Below are 18,518 nucleotides of genomic sequence, written 5' to 3'. Positions count from 1 at the left end.
GTCGCAGTTATCACAACGACGCAACACGCTTTGCGTGTGATCGCGTTTTCAGGATGTTCCCGTTGTGAAATGGAACGCCGCGATCTAGCTTTCATGCAGCGCACAACGCATGCGGCCTGCACGTTTTGTTTGCGGCGGTTGCATCAATAATCGTCAAGACAATCAAAGAGGGAAACGCCATGAGCGGCAACATCAATCACCAGATTCTGCTGGTCGAAAAACCCAGCGGCAAGCTCGGCCCCGAACATTTCAAGATGGTGGAGAGCACGGTGCCGGAGCCGAAGGACGGCGAAGTCCTGCTGCGCGTGCGATACATTTCGCTCGACGCCGCCAACCGCGCCTGGATGCACGGCGCGACCTATCGCTCCGCCGTCGAAGCGAACAGCGTGATGGCTGGCGGTGCCATTGCCGAGGTCGTCAGCTCGAAGGCCGATGGGCTTGCGGCGGGCGACATCGTGTTCGGTGACACCGGCTGGCAGGAATTTGCCGCGGTGCCGGCAAAGCATCTCACCAAGATGCCGAAGCTCGAGCCGATGACGCACCTGCTCAGCGTGTTCGGCATCGCCGGCCTCACCGCCTATTTCGGCCTGCTGGAGATCGGCAAGCCCAAAGAGGGCGAGACCGTCGTGGTCTCCGCGGCCGCGGGCTCGGTCGGCTCGATCGTCGGACAGATCGCCAAGATCAAAGGATGCCGCGTGATCGGCATCGCCGGCGGCGCGGACAAGTGCAGCTGGCTGACCTCCGAGCTCGGCTTCGATGCCGCCGTGGACTACAAGGACGGCGCGGTCTTCAAGGCGCTGCGCGCAGCTGCACCCAAGGGCATCGACGTCTATTTCGACAATGTCGGCGGCGACATTCTGGAAGCCTGCCTGCCGCAGATGAACAATTACGGCCGCATCGCCTGCTGCGGCGCGATCTCGCAATATGACGGTGCGCCCTCCGCGCACGGCCCGCGCGGCGTGCCCGGGCTGATCGTGGTGAAGCGGCTGGTCATGCAGGGCTTCATCGTGATGGATTACATGAAGGAGAGCCAGCGCGCGCTCGCCGAGCTCCAGGGCTGGGTCAAATCCGGCAAGCTGAAGGTGCAGGAGGACATCATCGATGGCCTCAAGAACACGCCGAAGGCGCTGATCGGATTGCTTGCGGGCGAGAACCGCGGCAAGCGCATGGTCAGGCTCTGACGGCGCAATTGCACCGGCATAATTGACTTGCGGGTGACGTCAAAGCGGCGAATGATGCTGCTTGCGAGGCGTCACTCGCGAAGATTGCGATTACATCACATTTTGAAAGTCGTCGGCGTGACCGACGGGGCAGGAAATCACCAGATGTTCAACACGTTGAAACAGGCATCGACGCGCAAGGCGTTGCTGGCGGCCGCGCTCTTCGCAACTGCAACAGGCGCGTTCGCGCAAGCACCGACCGAAGCTCAGAAGAGCGCCATCCGCTCCGCATGCCGTTCGGATTTCATGGCGCATTGCTCGAGCGTGACGCCCGGCGGCGTGGAAGCGTATCAATGCCTGGCGAAGAACATGTCCAGCCTGTCGGCGGGATGCCAGACCGCGGTTCGCGCTGTCGAACCGGCGAAAACCGAAGCTGCCCCCGCCGCGCCGAAGAGCGAGGCCGCGCCCAAGGCGGAAACGGCGCCAGGCGCACCGAAAGCAGATGCCGCCCCCGCGGCAAAGCCGGCTGCCGCACCCGCGCAGAAGGCCGCGGCCGCCAAGCAGCCGAGCAGCGCGCAGGTTGCGGCGGTCAAGAGCGCGTGCCGCGCCGACTATCCCAAGGTGTGCGCCAGCGTGCCGCCGGGCGGCGCGGCAGCGCTCGAATGCCTGGAAAAGAACAAGGCCAGGGTTTCGCCGGCCTGCGAGAAGGCCGTGAGCGCCGCAGCCGGCGGTGGCGCGGCCGCAACGGCGGCGCCCGCGGGTGCGGCTCCCGCAGCAGCAGCCCCCGCGGCGGGAGCCGCGCCGGCGGCACCGCCAGCCGTGATCGTGTTGCGTCCCTTGCTGCCGCGCGAAGAGCTGTTCATCGCGCGCTCGGCCTGCGGCGCCGACATCCGCACGCTCTGCGCCGGCGTCGCGCCCGGAGGCGGCCGCATCATTCAATGCATTTCCAACAGGGCTGCCTCGCTGTCGCCGGCGTGCAAGGACGTGCTCGCCCCATTCGCGGCGAGGTAACACGGCGCAGGCGCCAAAGCCGCAACGACGAACGGCGTGCGCATGAATTTCCGCACGCCTGCAACGACAGATCTTTTGCAGATATCCGATTTCGATCACGGCAAGACCGGGAGGACAACATGCGTTCATTGCTGCTCGTTGCTTCTGCGCTCCTCGCCTTCGGAGCGACGATGACGTTCGAGGCCACCGACGCCAATGCGGTGGTCTGCGCACGCGGGGTCTATCGCGCCGGCTGCGCCGGGCCGAACGCGGCCGTCGTGGTCCGCAAGCCGGTTCCAGCCGTGCGCTGTACCCGGGTGCTGGTGAACGGGGTCTACGTGAAGCGCTGCGTCTGACGGTGCGGATGGCCAAGCCGGCGCGGTTTGGCTATGATTCGGACCTGAGGTTTCGGACACGCGTAAAACGTGTGGCCGAAGTGCGCTTTGGCGCGCCTGCGCTGGCCGATAATTCCGCTGGCGCGGGACGCCGGAGCACATTAGTCTACCCCTAGATAGTAAGTATACTGTCAATTAGGGAGGCAGACGTTGCGGATCGCCGTGATTGGCGGAGGGCCCGGTGGGCTCTACTTCGCCTATCTCTGGAAGAAGCGTCACCCCGAGGATCAAGTCGACCTGTTCGAACAGAACCCGGCCGACGCGACCTGGGGCTTTGGCGTCGTGTTCTCGGACCAGGCGCTGGAATTTCTGCGTGCCGACGACCCCGAGACGGTCGATGCGATCGCGCCGCACATGGAGAGCTGGCAGAACATCACGCTGAATCTCGGCAGCGACAGCGTCGCCATCGACGGGGTCGGCTTCTCCTCGATCGGGCGGCTCGAGCTGCTGCGGTTCCTGCAGCAGCGCGCGCTCGACGCTGGCGTCACCCCGCGCTTCGACACGCAGATAAATGCGATCGACCAGCTCAACGGCCACGATCTGATCGTCGCCGCCGACGGTTTGAACTCGCAGGTGCGCCGCGCCTTCGAGGGAGATTTCGGCACCTCGCTGTCCTACTCCTCCAACAAGTTCGTCTGGTACGGCACCTCGAAGCGCTTCGACACGCTGTCGCAGACCTTCGTGAAGACCGATCGCGGTGCCTTCAACGCCCATCACTACCGCTACTCGCCCGCCATGAGCACCTTCCTGGTCGAATGCGACCACGCAACATGGCAGGCCTATGGCTTCGCCTACAAGGACGTCGAGCAGTCCAAGGGCGTCTGCGAAGAGGTGTTCGCGGACACGCTTGGCGGCCATTGCCTCGTCTCCAACAAATCGGTCTGGCGCAACTTTCCCTGGGTCTGGAACGAGCACTGGTCGTTCAAGAACATGGTGCTGATCGGCGACGCCCTGCATTCGGCGCACTTCTCGATCGGCTCGGGCACGCGGCTCGCGATCGAGGACGCCATCGCGCTGGTCAAGGCGCTGGAATCGGATGCGCATCTTGCAACCGCCCTGCACCGATACCAGGCCGCGCGAAAACCGGTGGTACAAAAGCTCGTCAACGCGGCGCGCACCAGCGCCTTCTGGTACGAGCATTTTGCCCAGCACATGCAGCAGGGTCTGATGGACTTCGCCTACAGCTACATCACCCGCTCCGGCCGCATCGACGATGCACGCCTGCGCCACATGTCGCCGGGCTTCATGGCGCGTTACGAGGCTGCCAAGAACGGCGGGGACGAGGCATGAGCAACGAGATCTTCGACCAGGTTCCCGCCGATAGCGAGGGGGCGCGCGAGATCGGCTTTGCCGTTCCTGAAATCTACAACGCCAGCCGCGTGCTGTTCGACAATCTCGCCAAGGGCCGTGGCGACAGGGTCGCGCTCATGGGTCCGGCAGGCACGCGGACTTACGCCGAGCTCTGCGACGAGACTTGCCGCTGGGGCAACGGCTTTGCATCGCTCGGCCTGAAGCGCGGCGACCGCGTGCTGCTGTTTCTCGACGACACCCCGGCCTACCCGGCCGCGTTCTTCGGCGCGGTGCGGGCAGGCTTCGTGCCGCTCCTGATCAACACGCTGACGCCGCCGGATTTGCTGCAATTCTACCTCGCCGATTCCGGCGCCAGCGTTGCGGTGGCGGACGCCGAATTCGCGCCACGCTTCAATGCCGAGGCCTGCAAGGACACGCGCCTGCGCACGCTGATTGTCGCCAATGGCGAGGCGGGCGATCACGCCGCGCCGAGCGCGCTCGCGGCGACGGACTGGCTCAGGCAATTCCCGGCCGAGCTGGCGGAAGCGGAGACGCATCGCAACGAGATGGCGTTCTGGATGTATTCGTCCGGCTCGACCGGCCGGCCCAAGGGCATCGTGCATCTCCAGCACGACATGGCCTATAGCGAGCTCGCCTTTGCGCAGAACGTGCTGAAGCTGACGCCCGACGACATCTGCTTCTCGGTGCCAAAGATCTTCTTCGCCTATGGCTTCGGCAATTCCGTCACCTTCCCGTTCTCGGCGGGCGCGGCAACGCTGCTGCTGCCGGGCCAGCCGAAGCCGGCCACGATCTTCGCGGCGATCGAGCAGCACAAGCCGACGGTCTTCTTCGGCCTGCCGACGCTCTACACGTCCCTGACCAAGGCCGAGGGCGCGCAACAGACCAACTTCTCGTCGCTGCGCATGTCGCTCTCCGCGGCCGAGGTGCTGTCGGCCGAGGTCTTCAACGGCTGGAAGACGCTCACGGGCCTGGAGATCGTCGAAGGGCTCGGCTCGACCGAGGTGCTGCACATCTATCTCTCCAACAGGCCCGAGCAGAAGAAGTTAGGGGCCGCAGGCCTGCGCGTGCCCGGCTACGAGGTCGCGCTGCGCGACAAGGACGGACGCGATGTCGCCGACAACGAGGAAGGTATCTTGTGGGTGCGCGGCGATTCCAACACGCCGCTGTACTGGAACCGGCCGGACAAATCCGCGGAGACGATTCGGCAGGGCGGCTGGATCTACACCGGCGACCGCTTCGTGCGCGATGCCGACGGCTTCCACTTCTTCCGCGGCCGCGCCGACGATCTCATCAAGATCTCGGGACAGTGGGTCTACCCGCTCGAGGTCGAGCTGTGCCTCGCCGACCATCCCGATATCCGCGAATGCGCGGTGTTCGCCGCCGAACTGCCGGACCGGCGCATGACGCTGAAGGCCGTGGTGGTGATGAACAGCCGCACGGTCGACCGGGGTGACGCGACGCGGCGGCTGCAGGACTACGTCAAGGGCAGGCTGCTTCCTTACAAATATCCGCGCGAAGTGATCTTCACCGACGAGCTGCCGAAGACCGGCACGGGGAAGATCGACCGGCAGGCGTTGCTGCGGATGTGAAGACGAGACGTCGCCACACCACAGGTGTCGTCCCCGCGCAGGCGGGGACCCATAACCACAGGGAGTGGTTTGGTGCGCGACTGGTAACCGCGAGTCTTCGCCAAATTTCTCCCTGGGGTTATGGGTCCCGGGCTCGCGCTACGCGCGCCCCGGGACGACAGCGGGGATGAGGCGTGAGTATCGCCTCACACCACCCTCACCCCGCCTTCCCCAGATGCTCCAGCGCATCCTCGGCACGCAGCGGCACGCGTGAGGCCTCGTTGTTGAGATCGACGAGCTGCACCAAAAGCCCCATCAGCGTCTTGCGATCGGCGGGCTTCAGCGGCTCCAGCATCCTCGCCTGGGCGCGCTCGACGGCGGGAATGATCTCGCGCAGGATCGCGGCGCCGGATTTGGTTAGATAGAGCAGCTTGATCCGCTTGTCCTCGGGGGCCGGCTTGCGCTCGACATAGTCCTTGGCCTGCAGCCGCTCGATCACGCTGCCGAGCGTGGAGCGGTCGAAGGCGATCACCGCCGACAGCCGCGTCGCGTCGATGCCGGGATGGGTGTGGATCGCGATCAGCGCCGCATATTGCACCGGGGTCAGGTCGAACGTCTTGCACTCCTCCATGAAGATCGAGACCGCGATCTGCTGCATGCGCCGGAACAGATAGCCCGGCGCGGCATAAACCGCGTCGATCGTGATCGGAGGAGGAGGCTTACTCGGCATCGGGCTGCTTCTCCGGCGCAGCGTTGGCAAACGCGGCGAGCGCCTTTGCGGCCGCCTCTGCCGCGAGCAGACGCGGATAGGCCGACACGTCGACGCCGAAACGGCGGGCATTGGCGAGCTGCGGCACCAGGCAGAGATCGGCGAGCGTCGGCGCATCGCCGAAGCAGAACGGGCCGGGCTCGTCCTTGATCAGAGCCTCGCAAGCCGACAGCCCTTCGCGGTTGACCCAGGCCGCCCAGTCCTGGACCTTCTCCTCAGGCAGGCCGAGCTCGCGCAGCCGCGCCAGCACTTTCAGGTTCTGCACCGGATGGGTGTCGCAGGCGATCGCCATTGCGAACGCCCTCACCTTGGCGCGCCGCAGCGGATCCTTCGGCAGCAGCGGCGGGTTGGGATGGGTCTCGTCGAGCCATTCGATGATGGCGACCGATTGCGTCAGCACCGCCCCGCCGTCGTTCTCCAGCGCCGGCACCAGGCCCTGCGGGTTGATGGCAAGATAGGCGGGCGCGCATTGCTCGCCCTTGCGCAAATGATGCGGCAGGTGCTCGGCACCAAGTCCCTTGAGGTTCAGCGCGATCCGCACCCGATAGGCGGCGCTGGAGCGGAAATAGCCGTGCAGCTTCATTGGGACCCTCCCTGTTAGTTTTTCTCCGTCATTCCGGGGCTCGCGAAGCGAGCGCCCGGAATCCATACTCCCGATCGGGGTTATGGATTCCGGGCTCGACGCTGGCGCGTCGCCCCGGAATGACGACGACCTTACACGTCACCCCTCGCATTGACGCTACCTAGATCGTCAGTATACTGTCAATCAACAAAACGAACGGGAGCGCCGCCATGGAAGCCGTGACCAAGACGCCGGAACGCGAGGCGTTCTACAAGAAGATCGACGGCGAAAACCTCACCGCGCTGTGGACGGTGATGAGCGATCTGATCACGCCGGAGCCGAAGAGCGCCTGCCGGCCGCACCTCTGGAAATTCGAAATCATCCGCGACTACATGACGGAGGCCGGCAAGCTGATCACCGCCAAGGAAGCCGAGCGGCGCGTGCTGGTGCTGGAGAACCCCGGCCTGCGCGGCCAGTCCAAGATCACGACCTCGCTCTATGCCGGCGTGCAGATGGTGGTGCCCGGCGACGTCGCGCCGGCCCACCGACACAGCCAGTCGGCGCTGCGCTTCGTGCTCGAAGGCAAGGGCGCCCATACCGCCGTCGACGGCGAGCGCACTGCGATGGAGCCCGGCGATTTCATCATCACGCCGTCGATGACCTGGCACGATCATTCCAACGAGACCGATCAGCCGATGTTCTGGCTGGATGGCCTCGACATTCCGCTGGTGCAGTTCTTCGATTGCTCCTTTGCGGAAGGCTCCAAGGAAGATCAGCAGAGGATCACAAAGCCGGCCGGCGACAGCTTTGCCCGCTACGGCCACAACCTGCTGCCGGTCGACGTCAAGCGGAGCTCGAAGACCTCGCCGATCTTCAGCTATCCCTACGCCTACACGCGCGAGGCGCTGGAGAAAGCCAGAACGAGCCAGGAGTGGGACGCCTGCCACGGCCTCAAGCTGAAGTTCAGCAACCCCGAGACCGGCGATTTCGCGATGCCGACCATCGGCACTTTCATCCAGCTGCTGCCAAAGGGATTTACGACCGCGCGCTATCGTTCAACCGATGCCACCGTGTTCTGTCCGATTGAGGGCCGTGGCCGCAGCCGCATCGGCGATGCCGTCTTCGAATGGGGTCCGCGCGATCTGTTCGTGGTGCCGAGCTGGCACTGGGTGACGCACGAGGCCGATGAGGACGCCGTGCTGTTCAGCTTCTCAGATCGGCCGGTGCAGCAGAAGCTGGATTTGTTCCGCGAGGATCGCGGTAACGCGTGAGGCCACGCTGCCGGACAAATACTCAACTGTCGTCCCGGCGAACGCCGGGACCCATAACCACAGGGAGTAGTTTGGCGAAGACTTGCAGTTATCCAGCCGGTACGAAGACCGCCCACACTCGATAGATCACGCGGTATGGGTCCCGGCGTTCGCCGGGACGACGGCGGAGGTTGTGGCGCATCTGCGCCCCGCATCATTGCGGACGCGCCTACCGCCAATGCAGCAACCTTGTCTCCAACCAGCCGATCACCTTCCCGACCGCCAGCCCGAACACCGACAGGATCACCACGCCCGCGAGCAGCTGATCGGTCTGCATCAGATTGCCGGCCTGGAGCACAAAGGCGCCGATGCCGTATTGGGCGCCGATCATCTCGGCGCTCACGACGAGCAGCAGCGCCACCGACGCCGTGATGCGGAAGCCGGCGAGGATCGCGGGCAGCGCGCCGGGCCAGATCACCTTGCGCACGATGGTGGCGAAGGGGACGTTGAAGCTCTGCGCCATGCGGATGAGGTTGCGCGGCACCGCATCGACGCCGCTATAGACCGAGATCGCGGTGGAGAAGAACACCCCCAGTGCAATGGTCGCGATCTTCGGCTCTTCGCCGATGCCGAGCCAGAGGATCAACAGCGGCAGCAGCGCGATCTTCGGGATCGGGAACAGCGCCGAGATGAAGGTGATGCCGACGCTGCGCGCGAGCCGCGACAGGCCGATGGCAAAGCCGACGGCGATGCCAGCCGCCGTCCCCAACAGCCAGCCGACGCCGATGCGCAGCAGCGATGCCGACAAATGCTGCCAGAGCGCGCCTGAGATCGCGAGCTGATAGATCGAGCGCGCGATCGCCAACGGCGCAGGCAGAAACAGGGGATTGACGAGGCCGGTGCTGCCCGCCGCCTGCCAGATCGCGATGACCAGTGCGAGCGCGATCCAGCCGCCGAAACGGCTCGACGCGGGCACGAAGCCGGCGCCACGAAAGCGGACGCGCCGCGTCGCGCTATCCTTCGCAGTGTCAGTCGCCGCGCGATCAAGCATGCTGGACCTCGCGCTCGGCATCGATGGCTTCGTTGCGGATCAGCGACCAGATCTGGTTCTGCAGCGCCAGCAGTTTTTCGCGCGCCGCCGCTTCGCCGCGTTCAGTGCGCGTCATCGGCACGGTCACGACCTCGCGGATGCGGCCGGGCCGCCGTGACAACACCACGATGCGATCGGCCAGCCGCGCAGCCTCTTCGAGATTATGGGTGACATAGACCGCGCCCATGCCGCCATCGGCGAGCAGGCGGACGAAATCCTCCATCAGGAGTTCGCGGGTCTGCGAATCCAGCGCGGAGAGCGGCTCGTCCATCAAGAGGATCGCGGGCTTCACCGCGAGCGCGCGCGAGATGCCGACACGCTGGCGCATGCCGCCGGAGAGCTGCTTGGGATAGGTTTTGCGAAAATCAGTCAGCCCCGTGCGGCGCAAGGCATCCTCGACCAGCTCACGGCGCTGAGTGGCCGAGAGCTGAGTGTGCAGCAACGGGAATTCGACGTTCTCCTCCACGCTGGCCCAGGGCAGCAGCGCAAAATCCTGGAATACGAAGGTCAGCGGATTGAGGCTGTCCGCCGGCGGCGCGCCACGCAACTCGGGCTCGCCTGAGGTCGGCTGCAACAGCCCGCCGAGGATGGACAGCAGCGTGCTCTTGCCGCAGCCGGAGGGCCCGACGATCGCCACCACCTCCCCGGCGCTGACCGTGAAGGAGACGTCGTCGAGCACGGCGAGGTCGCCGAAGCGGTGGCTGATGTGGTTGGCGATCAGGTCCATCTCAAACTCCGCTCTTCAATCCGTCACCCTGAGGTGCTGGAGCGAAGCGGAGGCCTCGAAGGGCGACGGCCCCGCTGCATCCGGGCCGCGCATCCTTCGAGGCTCGCTTCGCGAGCACCTCAGGATGACGGGGAGAGAGTAGGACTCGCATCAATCAATCCGCCTTCACAAATTCCTTGGCGATGATCGCGTTGGCGTCGAAGCCCTTGTCGGCAAAGCCCTGCTCCTGCAGCCATTTGATCTGGTTGTCGACGTTCTTCACGTCGAGCTTGCCGTCGGGATCGATATAGGCGCAATTGCCGACCACCTGCTCGACCGGCAGGTTGGTGTATTTGGCGATGATCTCCAGCAATGGCTTGGTCTTGTCGTTGATCGGGGCGACGCCGTCCTTCATCGAGGCGAGGATGACGTCGTGATATTCGCGGTCGGCCTTGGCGAGTGCGCCGAGCAGCTTCGTCACCAGCGCCTTGTTGGTCAGCGTCTTCGGCGAGGCGAACACGGCGCCCAGCTGCCACGGCGTCTCGTCGCCGACCCAGCCTAAGAATTTCGCGCCGCCTTCGTCCGTGAGCTTTCGCGCGGTCGAGATCGGCAGCAGCGCCGCATCGACGGTCTCGCCCTTCAGCGCGGCGGCGGCGTTCGACAACGATTGCAGCGGCACGATCTTCACCTCAGAGAGCTTGAAGCCGTATTTGTCGGCGAGCAGGCCGAGCGAATAATGAAAGCTCGATCCGACCTGCGTCATCGCCACGCGTTTGCCGGCGAGGTCCTTCGGCGTCTTCAATCCGGCCGCGTAGGCGTTGTTGCTGGCGAAATAGCCGATCAGGGGATAGCCGGCCTTTTCGCGGCTCATCCCGCCAATCACCTTCAGCACGCCCTTGCCGGCGAGATTGTAGAGACCGGCGGTGAAGGCGGTGATGCCGAAATCGACGTCGCCCGAGGTCGTCGCGACCGCGATCGGCTGGGCCGCTTCGAAGAATTTCAGCTCGACCTCGAGGCCGGCCTCGCGGAAATAGCCCTTGTCCTGCGCGATGAAGACCGGCGCGGAGGAGGACAGACGGAGCACGCCGATCCTGGCCTTCAGCGCGTCCTCGGCCCGCGCCGTGCCCATCGCCGTGATCGCCACCAGCCCCGCAAGCGCGAGCCGCATTATCCCGATCATCCCGTTTCCTCCGCCGTCGTTGTCTTGCAGTGCGTTACAGGCCTTCGGGCACCATCTGGTCCCGGCCGATGAAGGCGCCCTGTTGTTTCAACGTTTCCTGCAATTTTTCAATGGGGATATCACGGGGGATGCGGTTTCCGGACAGCGCCAGCGCGGCGGCGGAACCGGCCGCCTCGCCCATCACGAAACAGGCCCCCGACACCCGCGCCGCGGACTGGCCCTCATGGGTCATGGAGGCACAGCGGCCGGCGACCAGGAGGTTGTCGACGCCTTCAGGCACCAGCATGCGGTAGGGCAACTCGTTATAGCCGCGCGATTCCGGGATCGGCGGAAAAGTGAAGATCACGTCGCCGGGCACGTGGGCCTCGATCGGCCAGCCATTGACGCCGATCGAATCCTCGAAGGAGGCGCAGCCGAGCACGTCCTCGCCGCTGAGCTGGTAGCCGCCCTTGATGCGGCGGGTCTCGCGGATGCCGAGCTGCGGCGGCAAATCGACGATGTAGGATTTTTCAAAGCCCGGCACGGTGCTGCGCAGGAACTCGTAGGCGGCGAGCGCCTGCTTGCGGCCCTCGATCTCGCCGCGGGTTAGATCGTCAGGCTCGACGCCGTTGATGGCATGGCCGTCCTCGCGCGCCACTTGCGTGAAGTTCACCCGCCATTCGATGCCGGATTTCTGCGGCCGCACGATGGCGCTCTTGCGCGGAAATGTGTGGGTACCGGCGGCGAGCGCCTTCTCCATCAATTGCGGAATGGTGCGCCAGGCTTCGCCCGCCTTTGCGGGATCGATGCCGTTGAGGCGGAGCATCATCGAGGGGTACATCGGATGGCCATGCTCGTCACCGATCTCGAACGGCGCGCCGGCCCAGACGGCGAGATCACCGTCGCCGGAGCAATCGATGAAGATCTCTGATCGCACCGCCTGCCGCCCGGCCTTGGTCTCGACCATCAGCGCGTCGATGCGGCTGTCGTCACCCATCACGACGCCGGCGCCGAGCGCGTGGAAGAGGATGTGCACCTTGTGGCTCGCGAGCAACTGATCGGCCGCGATCTTGTAGGCCGCGGTGTCGTAGGCCTGCGCAAAGACCTTGTCGAGGATCAGATGCGGCGTGTTCAGGCCGTTGAGCCGATCGATCCGCGCCAGCAGCTCGGACGCCATGCCCTGCACGAGGCGATGGGCCTGGCCGTAGACATTGCCATGCAGACCGCAAAAATTTGTGACACCGGCAGCGGTGCCCATGCCGCCGAGAAAGCCGTAGCGCTCGATCAGAAGCGTCTTTCGCCCCGCGCGCGCGGCTGAGGCCGCGGCAACGATGCCGGCCGGGCCGCCGCCAAGCACGACGACTTCATATTCGCCATAGAGCGGCACCTGTCGTGCCGGTTCTTCGATCGTCATGGCCCGCATGGCGCGTCCCTTCCCAAATCTCTTGCTTGGGTTCGACTATGAATTAACGCGAGGCGGGCTACAATCTACCAAAATACGCGATCAGCTTTCGCGAATCGAGAAAGGTCGAGATGGACATCCTGGTGAACCTGCAAGCGTTCCTGGCGACCGCCGACGCCACCGGCTTCTCGGCCGCAGCGCGAAAGCTCGGCGTCTCGACCTCGGTGGTGGCCAAGCGCGTCACGCAGCTGGAGGCGCGGATCGGCACGGCGCTGTTTCACCGCTCGACCCGGCAATTGCGGCTGACCGAGGCCGGACAGCGCTATGTGCATCGCGCACGCGGCGTGGTGACCGATGCGACCGATCTGCTCTCACGCATGGGCGAGAAGGGCCACGACCTCGTCGATCATCTGCGCATCAAGGCACCGACCTCGCTGACCGTCGCCCGGCTCGCCGACGCCTTCAGCGCGTTTCAGACCCAGAACCCGAAGCTGAAGCTCGATATCGTGCTGATCGATCGCCCGGTCGATCCCGTCACGGAAGGCTTCGACATCGCCATCGGCGCCTTCCCGCATTCGTTCGGCGGCGTGGTCGACGAGCCGCTGTGCGCGCTGAGGCGGCTGCTCTGCGCCTCGCCCGCTTATTTGAAGAAACATGGCACGCCAAAACATCCGCGCGACCTCGTCGAGCATCGCTGCCTCAGCTTCATGCCGACCGGCCCGGAATGGATCTTCGACGGACCACGCGGCCGCATCAGCATCCAGGTCAGCCCGCTGCTCTCCACCAATGAGGGACACGTGCTGGCGCGCAGCGCGATCGCCGGCAACGGCATCGCGCTGATCTCGCATTATCTCGTCGCGGACGCCTTGCGCGACGGCACGCTCAAGCCGGTGCTGCGCGACTTTCCAATTCCGGAGCTGTGGGTGAAAGCCACGATCCCCGAGCGGCGGCGCAATGCCGCCGCGGTGCAGGCGCTGCTGACGCTGCTGAAAACGTCACTGGCGCCGTCGCTGTGAAGTGCAGTGCCGTAGCCCGCCAAAAGACGGTTGCCCGGGAATGGCGGACCTGACAGAAGTGGCCGCATGGATTCGACGCTCTTGAAATTCGCCCTGCCCGCCGTGATCGCTCTCGCGATCTCCGCCGCTCCCGCCGCAGCCGTGGAGCAAAACTGCCGCTTCATTCAGGCCAAGCCCGAGCGCGAGGCCTGCTACAAGCGGCAGGAGGACGAACTGGCCGCGAAGCGCAGGCCCGTTGCCCCCGCCAACGACGGTCAGACACTCGAAACTCTGCGCCAGATGCGGCAGGACGACGACGCCGTCTATCGCAGCATCAACAACATCTGCCGCGGCTGCTGACACTCAACCTTTCCCACCGCCCCAATTCCCCGCCCGCTTCTCGGCGAACGAGGCCAGCCCTTCCGCCGCTTCCGCGCTCTGGCGCTTGAGCGAATGCAGGTGGACGAGCCGCGCATACGCGGCATCGTCCACCGCCATGCCGCCGAACGAGCTCTCCAGCGCGAGCTTCTTGGTCTCGGCCATCGCCTCCGGCCCGTTGGCGAGCAGCTGCTCGACCACCTTGGTTCCGGCGGCTTCGAGATCGGCGAGCGGCACCACCTCATGTACGAGACCGATGCGGCGGGCGTCCTCGGCGCCGAAACGCTCGCCGGTGAGCGCGTAGCGGCGGACCTGGCGCACGCCGATGGCGTCGCAAAGCTGCGGGATGATGATCGCCGCGGTCAGGCCCCAACGCACCTCGGTGATCGAGAACAGGGCGTTGTCCGCGGCGATCACGACGTCGCAGCCTGCGATCACGCCGGTGCCACCACCGAAGCAGCCGCCCTGCACCAGTGCGACCGTCGGGATCGGCAGCGTGTTGAGTCGCTGCACGGCCTCGAAGGTCGCGCGCGAGGCTGCCTCGTTCGCATCAGCCGATTGCGGCCGCACGCCGTTGATCCATTTCAGGTCGGCGCCGGCCTGGAAATGCTTGCCATTGCCCCTCAACACGACGACGCGAAGATTCGGCTTTTTGCCGAGATCGTCCATGGCCGCGAGCACGCCCGCGATCAGCGCGCCGTCATAGGCGTTGTTGACCTCCGGCCGGTTCAACGTGACGGTCGCAACCCCACGCTCATCGAGGGTCCACAGCACGGGGCTGGCAGTCATCGGCGATCCTCCGGTCATTGTTTGCCGTGCACTATGGCCGAGGCAACGCATCCCGATCCATATCTTTCCAGCGTGGGGCGGTCGCGCCCATCGCATGGCGGCTTGTGTCATGGTGGCGCCGGGCGGCAGTTTGGGACCAGGGACGGAATCATCATGCGCATCTGCATTTTCGGCGCGGGCGCCGTCGGCAGCCATATCGCGGTCCGGCTGGCGCGCGCTGGTCATGACGTTTCGTGCGTGATGCGGGGGGCGCATCTGGAGGCGGTCCGGGCGGGCGGCCTCAAACTGCGCGTCGGCGATTCCGAGGTCTCCGCCAAGGTGAACGCCTCGGGCGACCCAGCCCAGCTCGGTCCGCAGGACGTCGTGATCTCGACGTTGAAGGCCACTGCGCTCCCGGGGCTGGTCGCCAGCATCAAGCCGCTGCTTCGGGACGACACCGCCATCGTCTTTGCCCAGAACGGTATTCCCTGGTGGTACGGGATCGGCCTGCCGCCGCGGCACCCGACACCGCCGGACATTTCCTTCCTCGACCCCGGCGGACGCTTGCGCGCCTGCATCCCGAAGGAGCGGATCATCGGCGGCGTCGTCTTCTCCTCCAACGAGGTGACCGCGCCCGGCGTGGTGCACAACCTCACCCCGGACCGCAACCGCCTGCTGATCGGCGAATGCGACGACCGCAATTGCGAGCGCATCACCAAGCTGCGCGGCGTCTTCAACGACGCGCGGCTGGAGTCCCCGCCGGTCGCGGAAATCCGCGAGGCGATCTGGTCGAAACTGCTGACCAACATGTCGCTGTCGGTGCTGTGCCTGCTGACCGGCCAGACCGCACGCGGCGTGCGCGACGACGCCGCCTTTGCGGAGGTCATCCCGCGCATGCTGAACGAGGCCAACGACATCGCGCAGCATTTCATCCCCGAGGTCAAGCGCGTGACGCGGAGCGGACCCGCCCCCAATCACAAGCCATCGCTGCTGCAGGACTACGAGCTTGGCCGCGCCATGGAGATCGACGTTCTGGTGAAGGCGCCCGCCGCCTTCGCGCGCACGGCAGGCCTGTCGACACCGACGCTCGATCTCATTGCCGCGCTCGCGATCCAGAAGGCCCGCGACAAGGGGCTTTATTCGGCGTGAGCCTCAGGCGAGCGTGTCGATCCAGGCTACGAGCGCGTTCAGTACCTCTGTAAGCGCCTCGTCATTGCTACGGCCGGATTTCTTCAGCACCGCGAACGAGTGATCGCCGCCTTCGATCTCATGCAGCGTCGCCTTCTTCGGACCGAGTTTCTCGACGACAGGCTTGAGGTAGCTCAGATCGGCAAGCCCATCGCGCGTGCCTTGCAGGAACAGCATGGGGATGGTGACGCCGGCGAGGTGCTCGGCGCGCTCGGACGACGGCTTCTTGTCGGCGTGCAGGGGAAAGCCGAGGAAGGCGAGCCCTTTGACGTCAGGCAACGGCGCCTTGGACTGCGCCTGCGAGGTCATGCGTCCGCCGAATGATTTGCCGCCTGCGACGAGCGTCACCCCGGGGCACAGCCGCGCCGCCTCCGCGACTGCCGCGCGGATCGCAGCGTGCGCGACCGCCGGCTGGTCGGGACGTCCCTTCTTCTCTTCCATGTAGGGGAAATTGAAGCGAAAGGTCGCGATGCCGCGATCGGCAAGGCCGGCCGCGACCTTCTCCATGAAAGCATGCCGCATATCGGCGCCCGCGCCATGCGCCAGCACGTAACAGGCACGCGCATTGTCCGGCTGCGTCAGAATCGCCGAGACCGTGCCGATGCGCTCGATCTCGAGCTTGAGCTCTTGTGTTTTGGTCGCCAAAATCAGACATCCCGACAGACGCCGCCCCGGCCGCCTTGGTAGCGTCACCGGCGCAGCCTGAAAACACAATAATTGCCGCGGCCGACTGGCCTACCAAGCCGGAAACGCGCATCAACCGAGGTAACCATGTCCTACCGCTCCTCCTGGATGACCGAAGAGCTCGATGTCTTCCGCGACCAGTTCCGTAAATATCTCACCAAGGATCTGGCGCCGCATGCCGAAAAATGGCGCGAGCAGAAGATGGTCGACCGCTTCGCCTGGCGCGGGCTCGGCGAGATGGGCGCGCTGCTGGCGAGCGTGCCGGAGGAATATGGCGGGCTGGGCGCGACCTTCGCCTATGACGCGGCGGTGCTGGACGACCTCGAAAGCACGGTGCCGGAGCTGACGACCGGCGTCTCCGTGCACAGCGCCATCGTCGCGCATTACATCCTCAACTACGGCTCGGAGGAGCAGAAGAAGCGCTGGCTGCCGAAGATGGCCTCGGGCGAGATGGTCGGCGCCATCGCCATGACCGAGCCCGGCACCGGCTCGGATCTGCAGGCCGTCAAGACCACGGCCAAGAAACAGGGCAATTCCTACGTCATCAACGGCCAGAAGACGTTCATCACCAACGGCCAGGCCGCTGATCTCGTCATCGTGGTCGCGCGCACCGGCGATGCTGGTGCCAAGGGCATCTCGCTGCTCGTGGTCGAGACCGCAGGCGCGGACGGCTACAAGCGCGGGCGCAACCTCGACAAGATCGGCCTGCATGCCTCCGACACCTCGGAACTGTTCTTCGACAACGTGACCGTGCCGCCGGAAAACCTGCTCGGCAAGGAGGAAGGCCAGGGTTTTGTGCAACTGATGCAGCAATTGCCGCAGGAGCGGCTTGCGCTCGCGGTCGGCGCCGTCGCCGCGATGGAGCGCGCGGTCAAGCTCACCACCGACTACACCAAGGAGCGCAAAGCCTTCGGCAAGCCGCTGATGGATTTCCAGAACACCGCCTTCAAGCTCGCCGAGCGCAAGACCGAGGCGATGATCGCGCGCGTCTTCGTCGACTGGTGCATCGAGCGCCTGGTCGCCGGGGATCTCGACACCGTCACCGCGTCGATGGCGAAATACTGGTGTTCGGAGAAGCAGGTCGAGACTGCCGACGAATGCCTCCAGCTGTTCGGCGGCTACGGCTACATGCAGGAATACCCGATCTCGCGCATCTTCATCGATTCCCGGATCCAGAAGATCTATGGCGGCACCAACGAGATCATGAAGCTGCTGATCGCGAGGTCACTGTGATCCGGTTGCTGTGAGCAGCTACTTCATCCGCCTGTCGGCGGCGATGAAGTCGATGAAGGTCCTGACCTTCGCGGAGAGATATTTGCGGCTCGGATAGACCGCAAACAGCTTTCCGGCGAAGATGATGTGGCCAGGCATGACGTGCTCCAGACGACCGCTGGCGATGTCCTCGGCGACCAGCCATTTCGGCAGAAAGGCGAGGCCCATGCCTTCGATTGCTGCCATGTGCAGCAGCGTTTCGTTGCCGCTGCGCAGCACCGGGTTGAGCTTGACGGTCTCGGGGCCGTGCTCGCCCGTGAAGGAGAAGCTCTCGCCCGGGTAAAGCGCGTAGTGCAGCAGCGGCTGGCCGGCGAGATCGGCGAAGGTCGATGGACGGCCCGCGCGTTTGAGGAAGGCGGGAGCCGCCACCATGTAGAACGGGACGCTGGTGATCGGACGCGCGATCAGCGCCTCGTCCGGCGTGCCGGTCGCGCGAAGTGCAAGATCAAAACCCTCCTCGACGAGGTTGACCAGGCGGCCACTGAGATCGACGTCGAGACGTACCTCGGGATAGCGCGCCTGATAGTCCGCCAGCACGCCCGCAAAAATCGCGTTCGCCATCCACACCGGTGCGGTCAGGCGCAGCGTGCCGTGCGGAACGACGGTGGCATTGCTGACGGCGGCCTCGACCTCGTCGAGCGAATCCAGCATCTGCCGCGCCTGCTCGAAATAGAGCGCGCCGCTTTCGCTCAGGCTGACGCGCCGGCTGGTCCGGTTCAGCAGCCGCGTGCCCAGGCGCTTCTCGAGCTGCATCACATGCTTGCTCGCCATGGCCGGGGAGATGCGCAGGCGCTGTGCCGCGGTCGCGAAGCTCTTCAGCTCGGCGACCAGGCAAAACACCCTCATGCTGACCAGAGAATCCATGAGATCA

19 protein-coding genes are annotated in these 18,518 nt (G+C 65.3%); 10 read left to right on the top strand and 9 right to left on the bottom strand.

Annotated elements, in window-relative coordinates; all coding sequences use genetic code 11:
* Positions 1–179: 179 nt before the first annotated feature.
* From CIT37_RS04130 to CIT37_RS04110, 5 genes are all read left to right on the top strand, one after another.
* Positions 180–1,181, top strand: a complete 1,002-nt coding sequence (locus tag CIT37_RS04130; protein ID WP_038947411.1) for an NADP-dependent oxidoreductase — start codon at positions 180–182, stop codon at positions 1,179–1,181.
* 144 nt (positions 1,182–1,325) lie between these two features.
* Positions 1,326–2,171 carry a cysteine rich repeat-containing protein gene (locus tag CIT37_RS04125; RefSeq protein ID WP_028143827.1) on the top strand — a complete coding sequence of 282 codons (846 nt, stop codon included), beginning with the start codon at positions 1,326–1,328 and terminating at the stop codon, positions 2,169–2,171.
* A 119-nt stretch (positions 2,172–2,290) separates the two neighbouring features.
* Positions 2,291–2,506 carry a hypothetical protein gene (locus CIT37_RS04120; protein WP_028143828.1) on the top strand — a complete coding sequence of 72 codons (216 nt, stop codon included), beginning with the start codon at positions 2,291–2,293 and terminating at the stop codon, positions 2,504–2,506.
* A gap of 189 nt (positions 2,507–2,695) precedes the next feature.
* Positions 2,696–3,835, top strand: coding sequence for an FAD-dependent monooxygenase (locus CIT37_RS04115; protein ID WP_028143829.1), 1,140 nt, complete (start codon positions 2,696–2,698; stop codon positions 3,833–3,835).
* On the top strand, positions 3,832–5,445 hold the full coding sequence (locus CIT37_RS04110) for a benzoate-CoA ligase family protein (protein WP_095424471.1): 1,614 nt from the start codon (positions 3,832–3,834) through the stop codon (positions 5,443–5,445). The genes CIT37_RS04115 and CIT37_RS04110 overlap by 4 nt, the downstream gene beginning before the upstream one ends.
* 196 nt (positions 5,446–5,641) lie before the next feature.
* Here the strand turns inward: CIT37_RS04110 and CIT37_RS04105 are convergent, their stop codons facing one another.
* Together CIT37_RS04105 and maiA are read right to left on the bottom strand one after the other, a co-directional pair.
* Positions 5,642–6,154, bottom strand: a complete 513-nt coding sequence (locus tag CIT37_RS04105) for a MarR family winged helix-turn-helix transcriptional regulator (RefSeq protein ID WP_028143831.1) — start codon at positions 6,152–6,154, stop codon at positions 5,642–5,644.
* Positions 6,144–6,776: a maleylacetoacetate isomerase gene (maiA, locus tag CIT37_RS04100; protein WP_038947404.1), complete on the bottom strand. Its 633-nt coding sequence runs from the start codon at positions 6,774–6,776 to the stop codon at positions 6,144–6,146. Before maiA ends, CIT37_RS04105 begins: the two co-directional genes overlap by 11 nt.
* Positions 6,777–6,985: 209 nt before the next feature.
* Here maiA and gtdA point away from each other — a divergent pair, with 209 nt between their 5' ends.
* Complete coding sequence (gene gtdA, locus CIT37_RS04095) at positions 6,986–8,026, top strand: gentisate 1,2-dioxygenase (RefSeq protein ID WP_095424472.1); 1,041 nt, start codon at positions 6,986–6,988, stop codon at positions 8,024–8,026.
* Positions 8,027–8,234: 208 nt separating this feature from the next.
* Here gtdA and CIT37_RS04090 read toward each other — a convergent pair whose 3' ends face one another.
* From CIT37_RS04090 to CIT37_RS04075, 4 genes are all read right to left on the bottom strand, one after another.
* On the bottom strand, positions 8,235–9,056 hold the full coding sequence (locus CIT37_RS04090) for an ABC transporter permease (RefSeq protein ID WP_161966332.1): 822 nt from the start codon (positions 9,054–9,056) through the stop codon (positions 8,235–8,237).
* Positions 9,049–9,822: an ABC transporter ATP-binding protein gene (locus tag CIT37_RS04085; protein WP_038947402.1), complete on the bottom strand. Its 774-nt coding sequence runs from the start codon at positions 9,820–9,822 to the stop codon at positions 9,049–9,051. Before CIT37_RS04085 ends, CIT37_RS04090 begins: the two co-directional genes overlap by 8 nt.
* Before the next feature lie 154 nt (positions 9,823–9,976).
* Complete coding sequence (locus CIT37_RS04080; protein ID WP_095424474.1) at positions 9,977–10,981, bottom strand: ABC transporter substrate-binding protein; 1,005 nt, start codon at positions 10,979–10,981, stop codon at positions 9,977–9,979.
* Positions 10,982–11,015: 34 nt separating this feature from the next.
* Entirely contained in the window at positions 11,016–12,383 is a 1,368-nt protein-coding gene (locus tag CIT37_RS04075; protein WP_028143837.1) for an FAD-dependent oxidoreductase, read from the bottom strand.
* Positions 12,384–12,493: 110 nt separating this feature from the next.
* Here CIT37_RS04075 and CIT37_RS04070 point away from each other — a divergent pair, with 110 nt between their 5' ends.
* Complete coding sequence (locus CIT37_RS04070; protein ID WP_028143838.1) at positions 12,494–13,378, top strand: LysR family transcriptional regulator; 885 nt, start codon at positions 12,494–12,496, stop codon at positions 13,376–13,378.
* A gap of 66 nt (positions 13,379–13,444) precedes the next feature.
* A complete protein-coding gene (locus tag CIT37_RS04065; RefSeq protein WP_038974703.1) occupies positions 13,445–13,717 on the top strand; it encodes a hypothetical protein in 273 nt (90 codons plus the stop codon).
* A gap of 3 nt (positions 13,718–13,720) precedes the next feature.
* Here CIT37_RS04065 and CIT37_RS04060 read toward each other — a convergent pair whose 3' ends face one another.
* Entirely contained in the window at positions 13,721–14,524 is an 804-nt protein-coding gene (locus tag CIT37_RS04060; protein WP_095424475.1) for an enoyl-CoA hydratase-related protein, read from the bottom strand.
* Between the two features lie 153 nt (positions 14,525–14,677).
* On the opposite strand from CIT37_RS04060, the gene CIT37_RS04055 reads away from it, so the two are divergent.
* Complete coding sequence (locus tag CIT37_RS04055; protein WP_095424476.1) at positions 14,678–15,652, top strand: ketopantoate reductase family protein; 975 nt, start codon at positions 14,678–14,680, stop codon at positions 15,650–15,652.
* A gap of 3 nt (positions 15,653–15,655) precedes the next feature.
* Here the strand turns inward: CIT37_RS04055 and CIT37_RS04050 are convergent, their stop codons facing one another.
* Positions 15,656–16,336, bottom strand: a complete 681-nt coding sequence (locus CIT37_RS04050) for an alpha/beta hydrolase family protein (RefSeq protein ID WP_161966331.1) — start codon at positions 16,334–16,336, stop codon at positions 15,656–15,658.
* A 126-nt stretch (positions 16,337–16,462) separates the two neighbouring features.
* Here CIT37_RS04050 and CIT37_RS04045 point away from each other — a divergent pair, with 126 nt between their 5' ends.
* Positions 16,463–17,608, top strand: coding sequence for an acyl-CoA dehydrogenase family protein (locus CIT37_RS04045; RefSeq protein ID WP_095424478.1), 1,146 nt, complete (start codon positions 16,463–16,465; stop codon positions 17,606–17,608).
* Positions 17,609–17,626: 18 nt separating this feature from the next.
* On the opposite strand, the gene CIT37_RS04040 is transcribed toward CIT37_RS04045, so the two are convergent.
* Positions 17,627–18,511, bottom strand: a complete 885-nt coding sequence (locus CIT37_RS04040) for a LysR family transcriptional regulator (protein ID WP_095424479.1) — start codon at positions 18,509–18,511, stop codon at positions 17,627–17,629.
* Positions 18,512–18,518 lie beyond the last annotated feature (7 nt).

The organism is Bradyrhizobium ottawaense (assembly GCF_002278135.3).
Lineage (GTDB): Bacteria > Pseudomonadota > Alphaproteobacteria > Rhizobiales > Xanthobacteraceae > Bradyrhizobium > Bradyrhizobium ottawaense.
The sequence above is the reverse complement of the archived record's forward strand: the minus strand, read 5'-3'. Positions and strand labels throughout refer to the sequence as shown.

Excerpts from the sequence above, each read along its gene's own strand:
- CIT37_RS04130 (WP_038947411.1), top strand. The coding sequence starts at position 180 with ATGAGCGGCAACATCAATCACCAGATTCTGCTGGTCGAAAAACCCAGC.
- CIT37_RS04125 (WP_028143827.1), top strand. The coding sequence starts at position 1,326 with ATGTTCAACACGTTGAAACAGGCATCGACGCGCAAGGCGTTGCTGGCG.
- CIT37_RS04120 (WP_028143828.1), top strand. The coding sequence starts at position 2,291 with ATGCGTTCATTGCTGCTCGTTGCTTCTGCGCTCCTCGCCTTCGGAGCG.
- CIT37_RS04110 (WP_095424471.1), top strand. The coding sequence starts at position 3,832 with ATGAGCAACGAGATCTTCGACCAGGTTCCCGCCGATAGCGAGGGGGCG.
- CIT37_RS04105 (WP_028143831.1), bottom strand. The coding sequence starts at position 6,154 with ATGCCGAGTAAGCCTCCTCCTCCGATCACGATCGACGCGGTTTATGCC.
- maiA (WP_038947404.1), bottom strand. The coding sequence starts at position 6,776 with ATGAAGCTGCACGGCTATTTCCGCTCCAGCGCCGCCTATCGGGTGCGG.
- gtdA (WP_095424472.1), top strand. The coding sequence starts at position 6,986 with ATGGAAGCCGTGACCAAGACGCCGGAACGCGAGGCGTTCTACAAGAAG.
- CIT37_RS04090 (WP_161966332.1), bottom strand. The coding sequence starts at position 9,056 with ATGCTTGATCGCGCGGCGACTGACACTGCGAAGGATAGCGCGACGCGG.
- CIT37_RS04085 (WP_038947402.1), bottom strand. The coding sequence starts at position 9,822 with ATGGACCTGATCGCCAACCACATCAGCCACCGCTTCGGCGACCTCGCC.
- CIT37_RS04080 (WP_095424474.1), bottom strand. The coding sequence starts at position 10,981 with ATGATCGGGATAATGCGGCTCGCGCTTGCGGGGCTGGTGGCGATCACG.
- CIT37_RS04075 (WP_028143837.1), bottom strand. The coding sequence starts at position 12,383 with ATGCGGGCCATGACGATCGAAGAACCGGCACGACAGGTGCCGCTCTAT.
- CIT37_RS04070 (WP_028143838.1), top strand. The coding sequence starts at position 12,494 with ATGGACATCCTGGTGAACCTGCAAGCGTTCCTGGCGACCGCCGACGCC.
- CIT37_RS04065 (WP_038974703.1), top strand. The coding sequence starts at position 13,445 with ATGGATTCGACGCTCTTGAAATTCGCCCTGCCCGCCGTGATCGCTCTC.
- CIT37_RS04060 (WP_095424475.1), bottom strand. The coding sequence starts at position 14,524 with ATGACTGCCAGCCCCGTGCTGTGGACCCTCGATGAGCGTGGGGTTGCG.
- CIT37_RS04055 (WP_095424476.1), top strand. The coding sequence starts at position 14,678 with ATGCGCATCTGCATTTTCGGCGCGGGCGCCGTCGGCAGCCATATCGCG.
- CIT37_RS04045 (WP_095424478.1), top strand. The coding sequence starts at position 16,463 with ATGTCCTACCGCTCCTCCTGGATGACCGAAGAGCTCGATGTCTTCCGC.
- CIT37_RS04040 (WP_095424479.1), bottom strand. The coding sequence starts at position 18,511 with ATGGATTCTCTGGTCAGCATGAGGGTGTTTTGCCTGGTCGCCGAGCTG.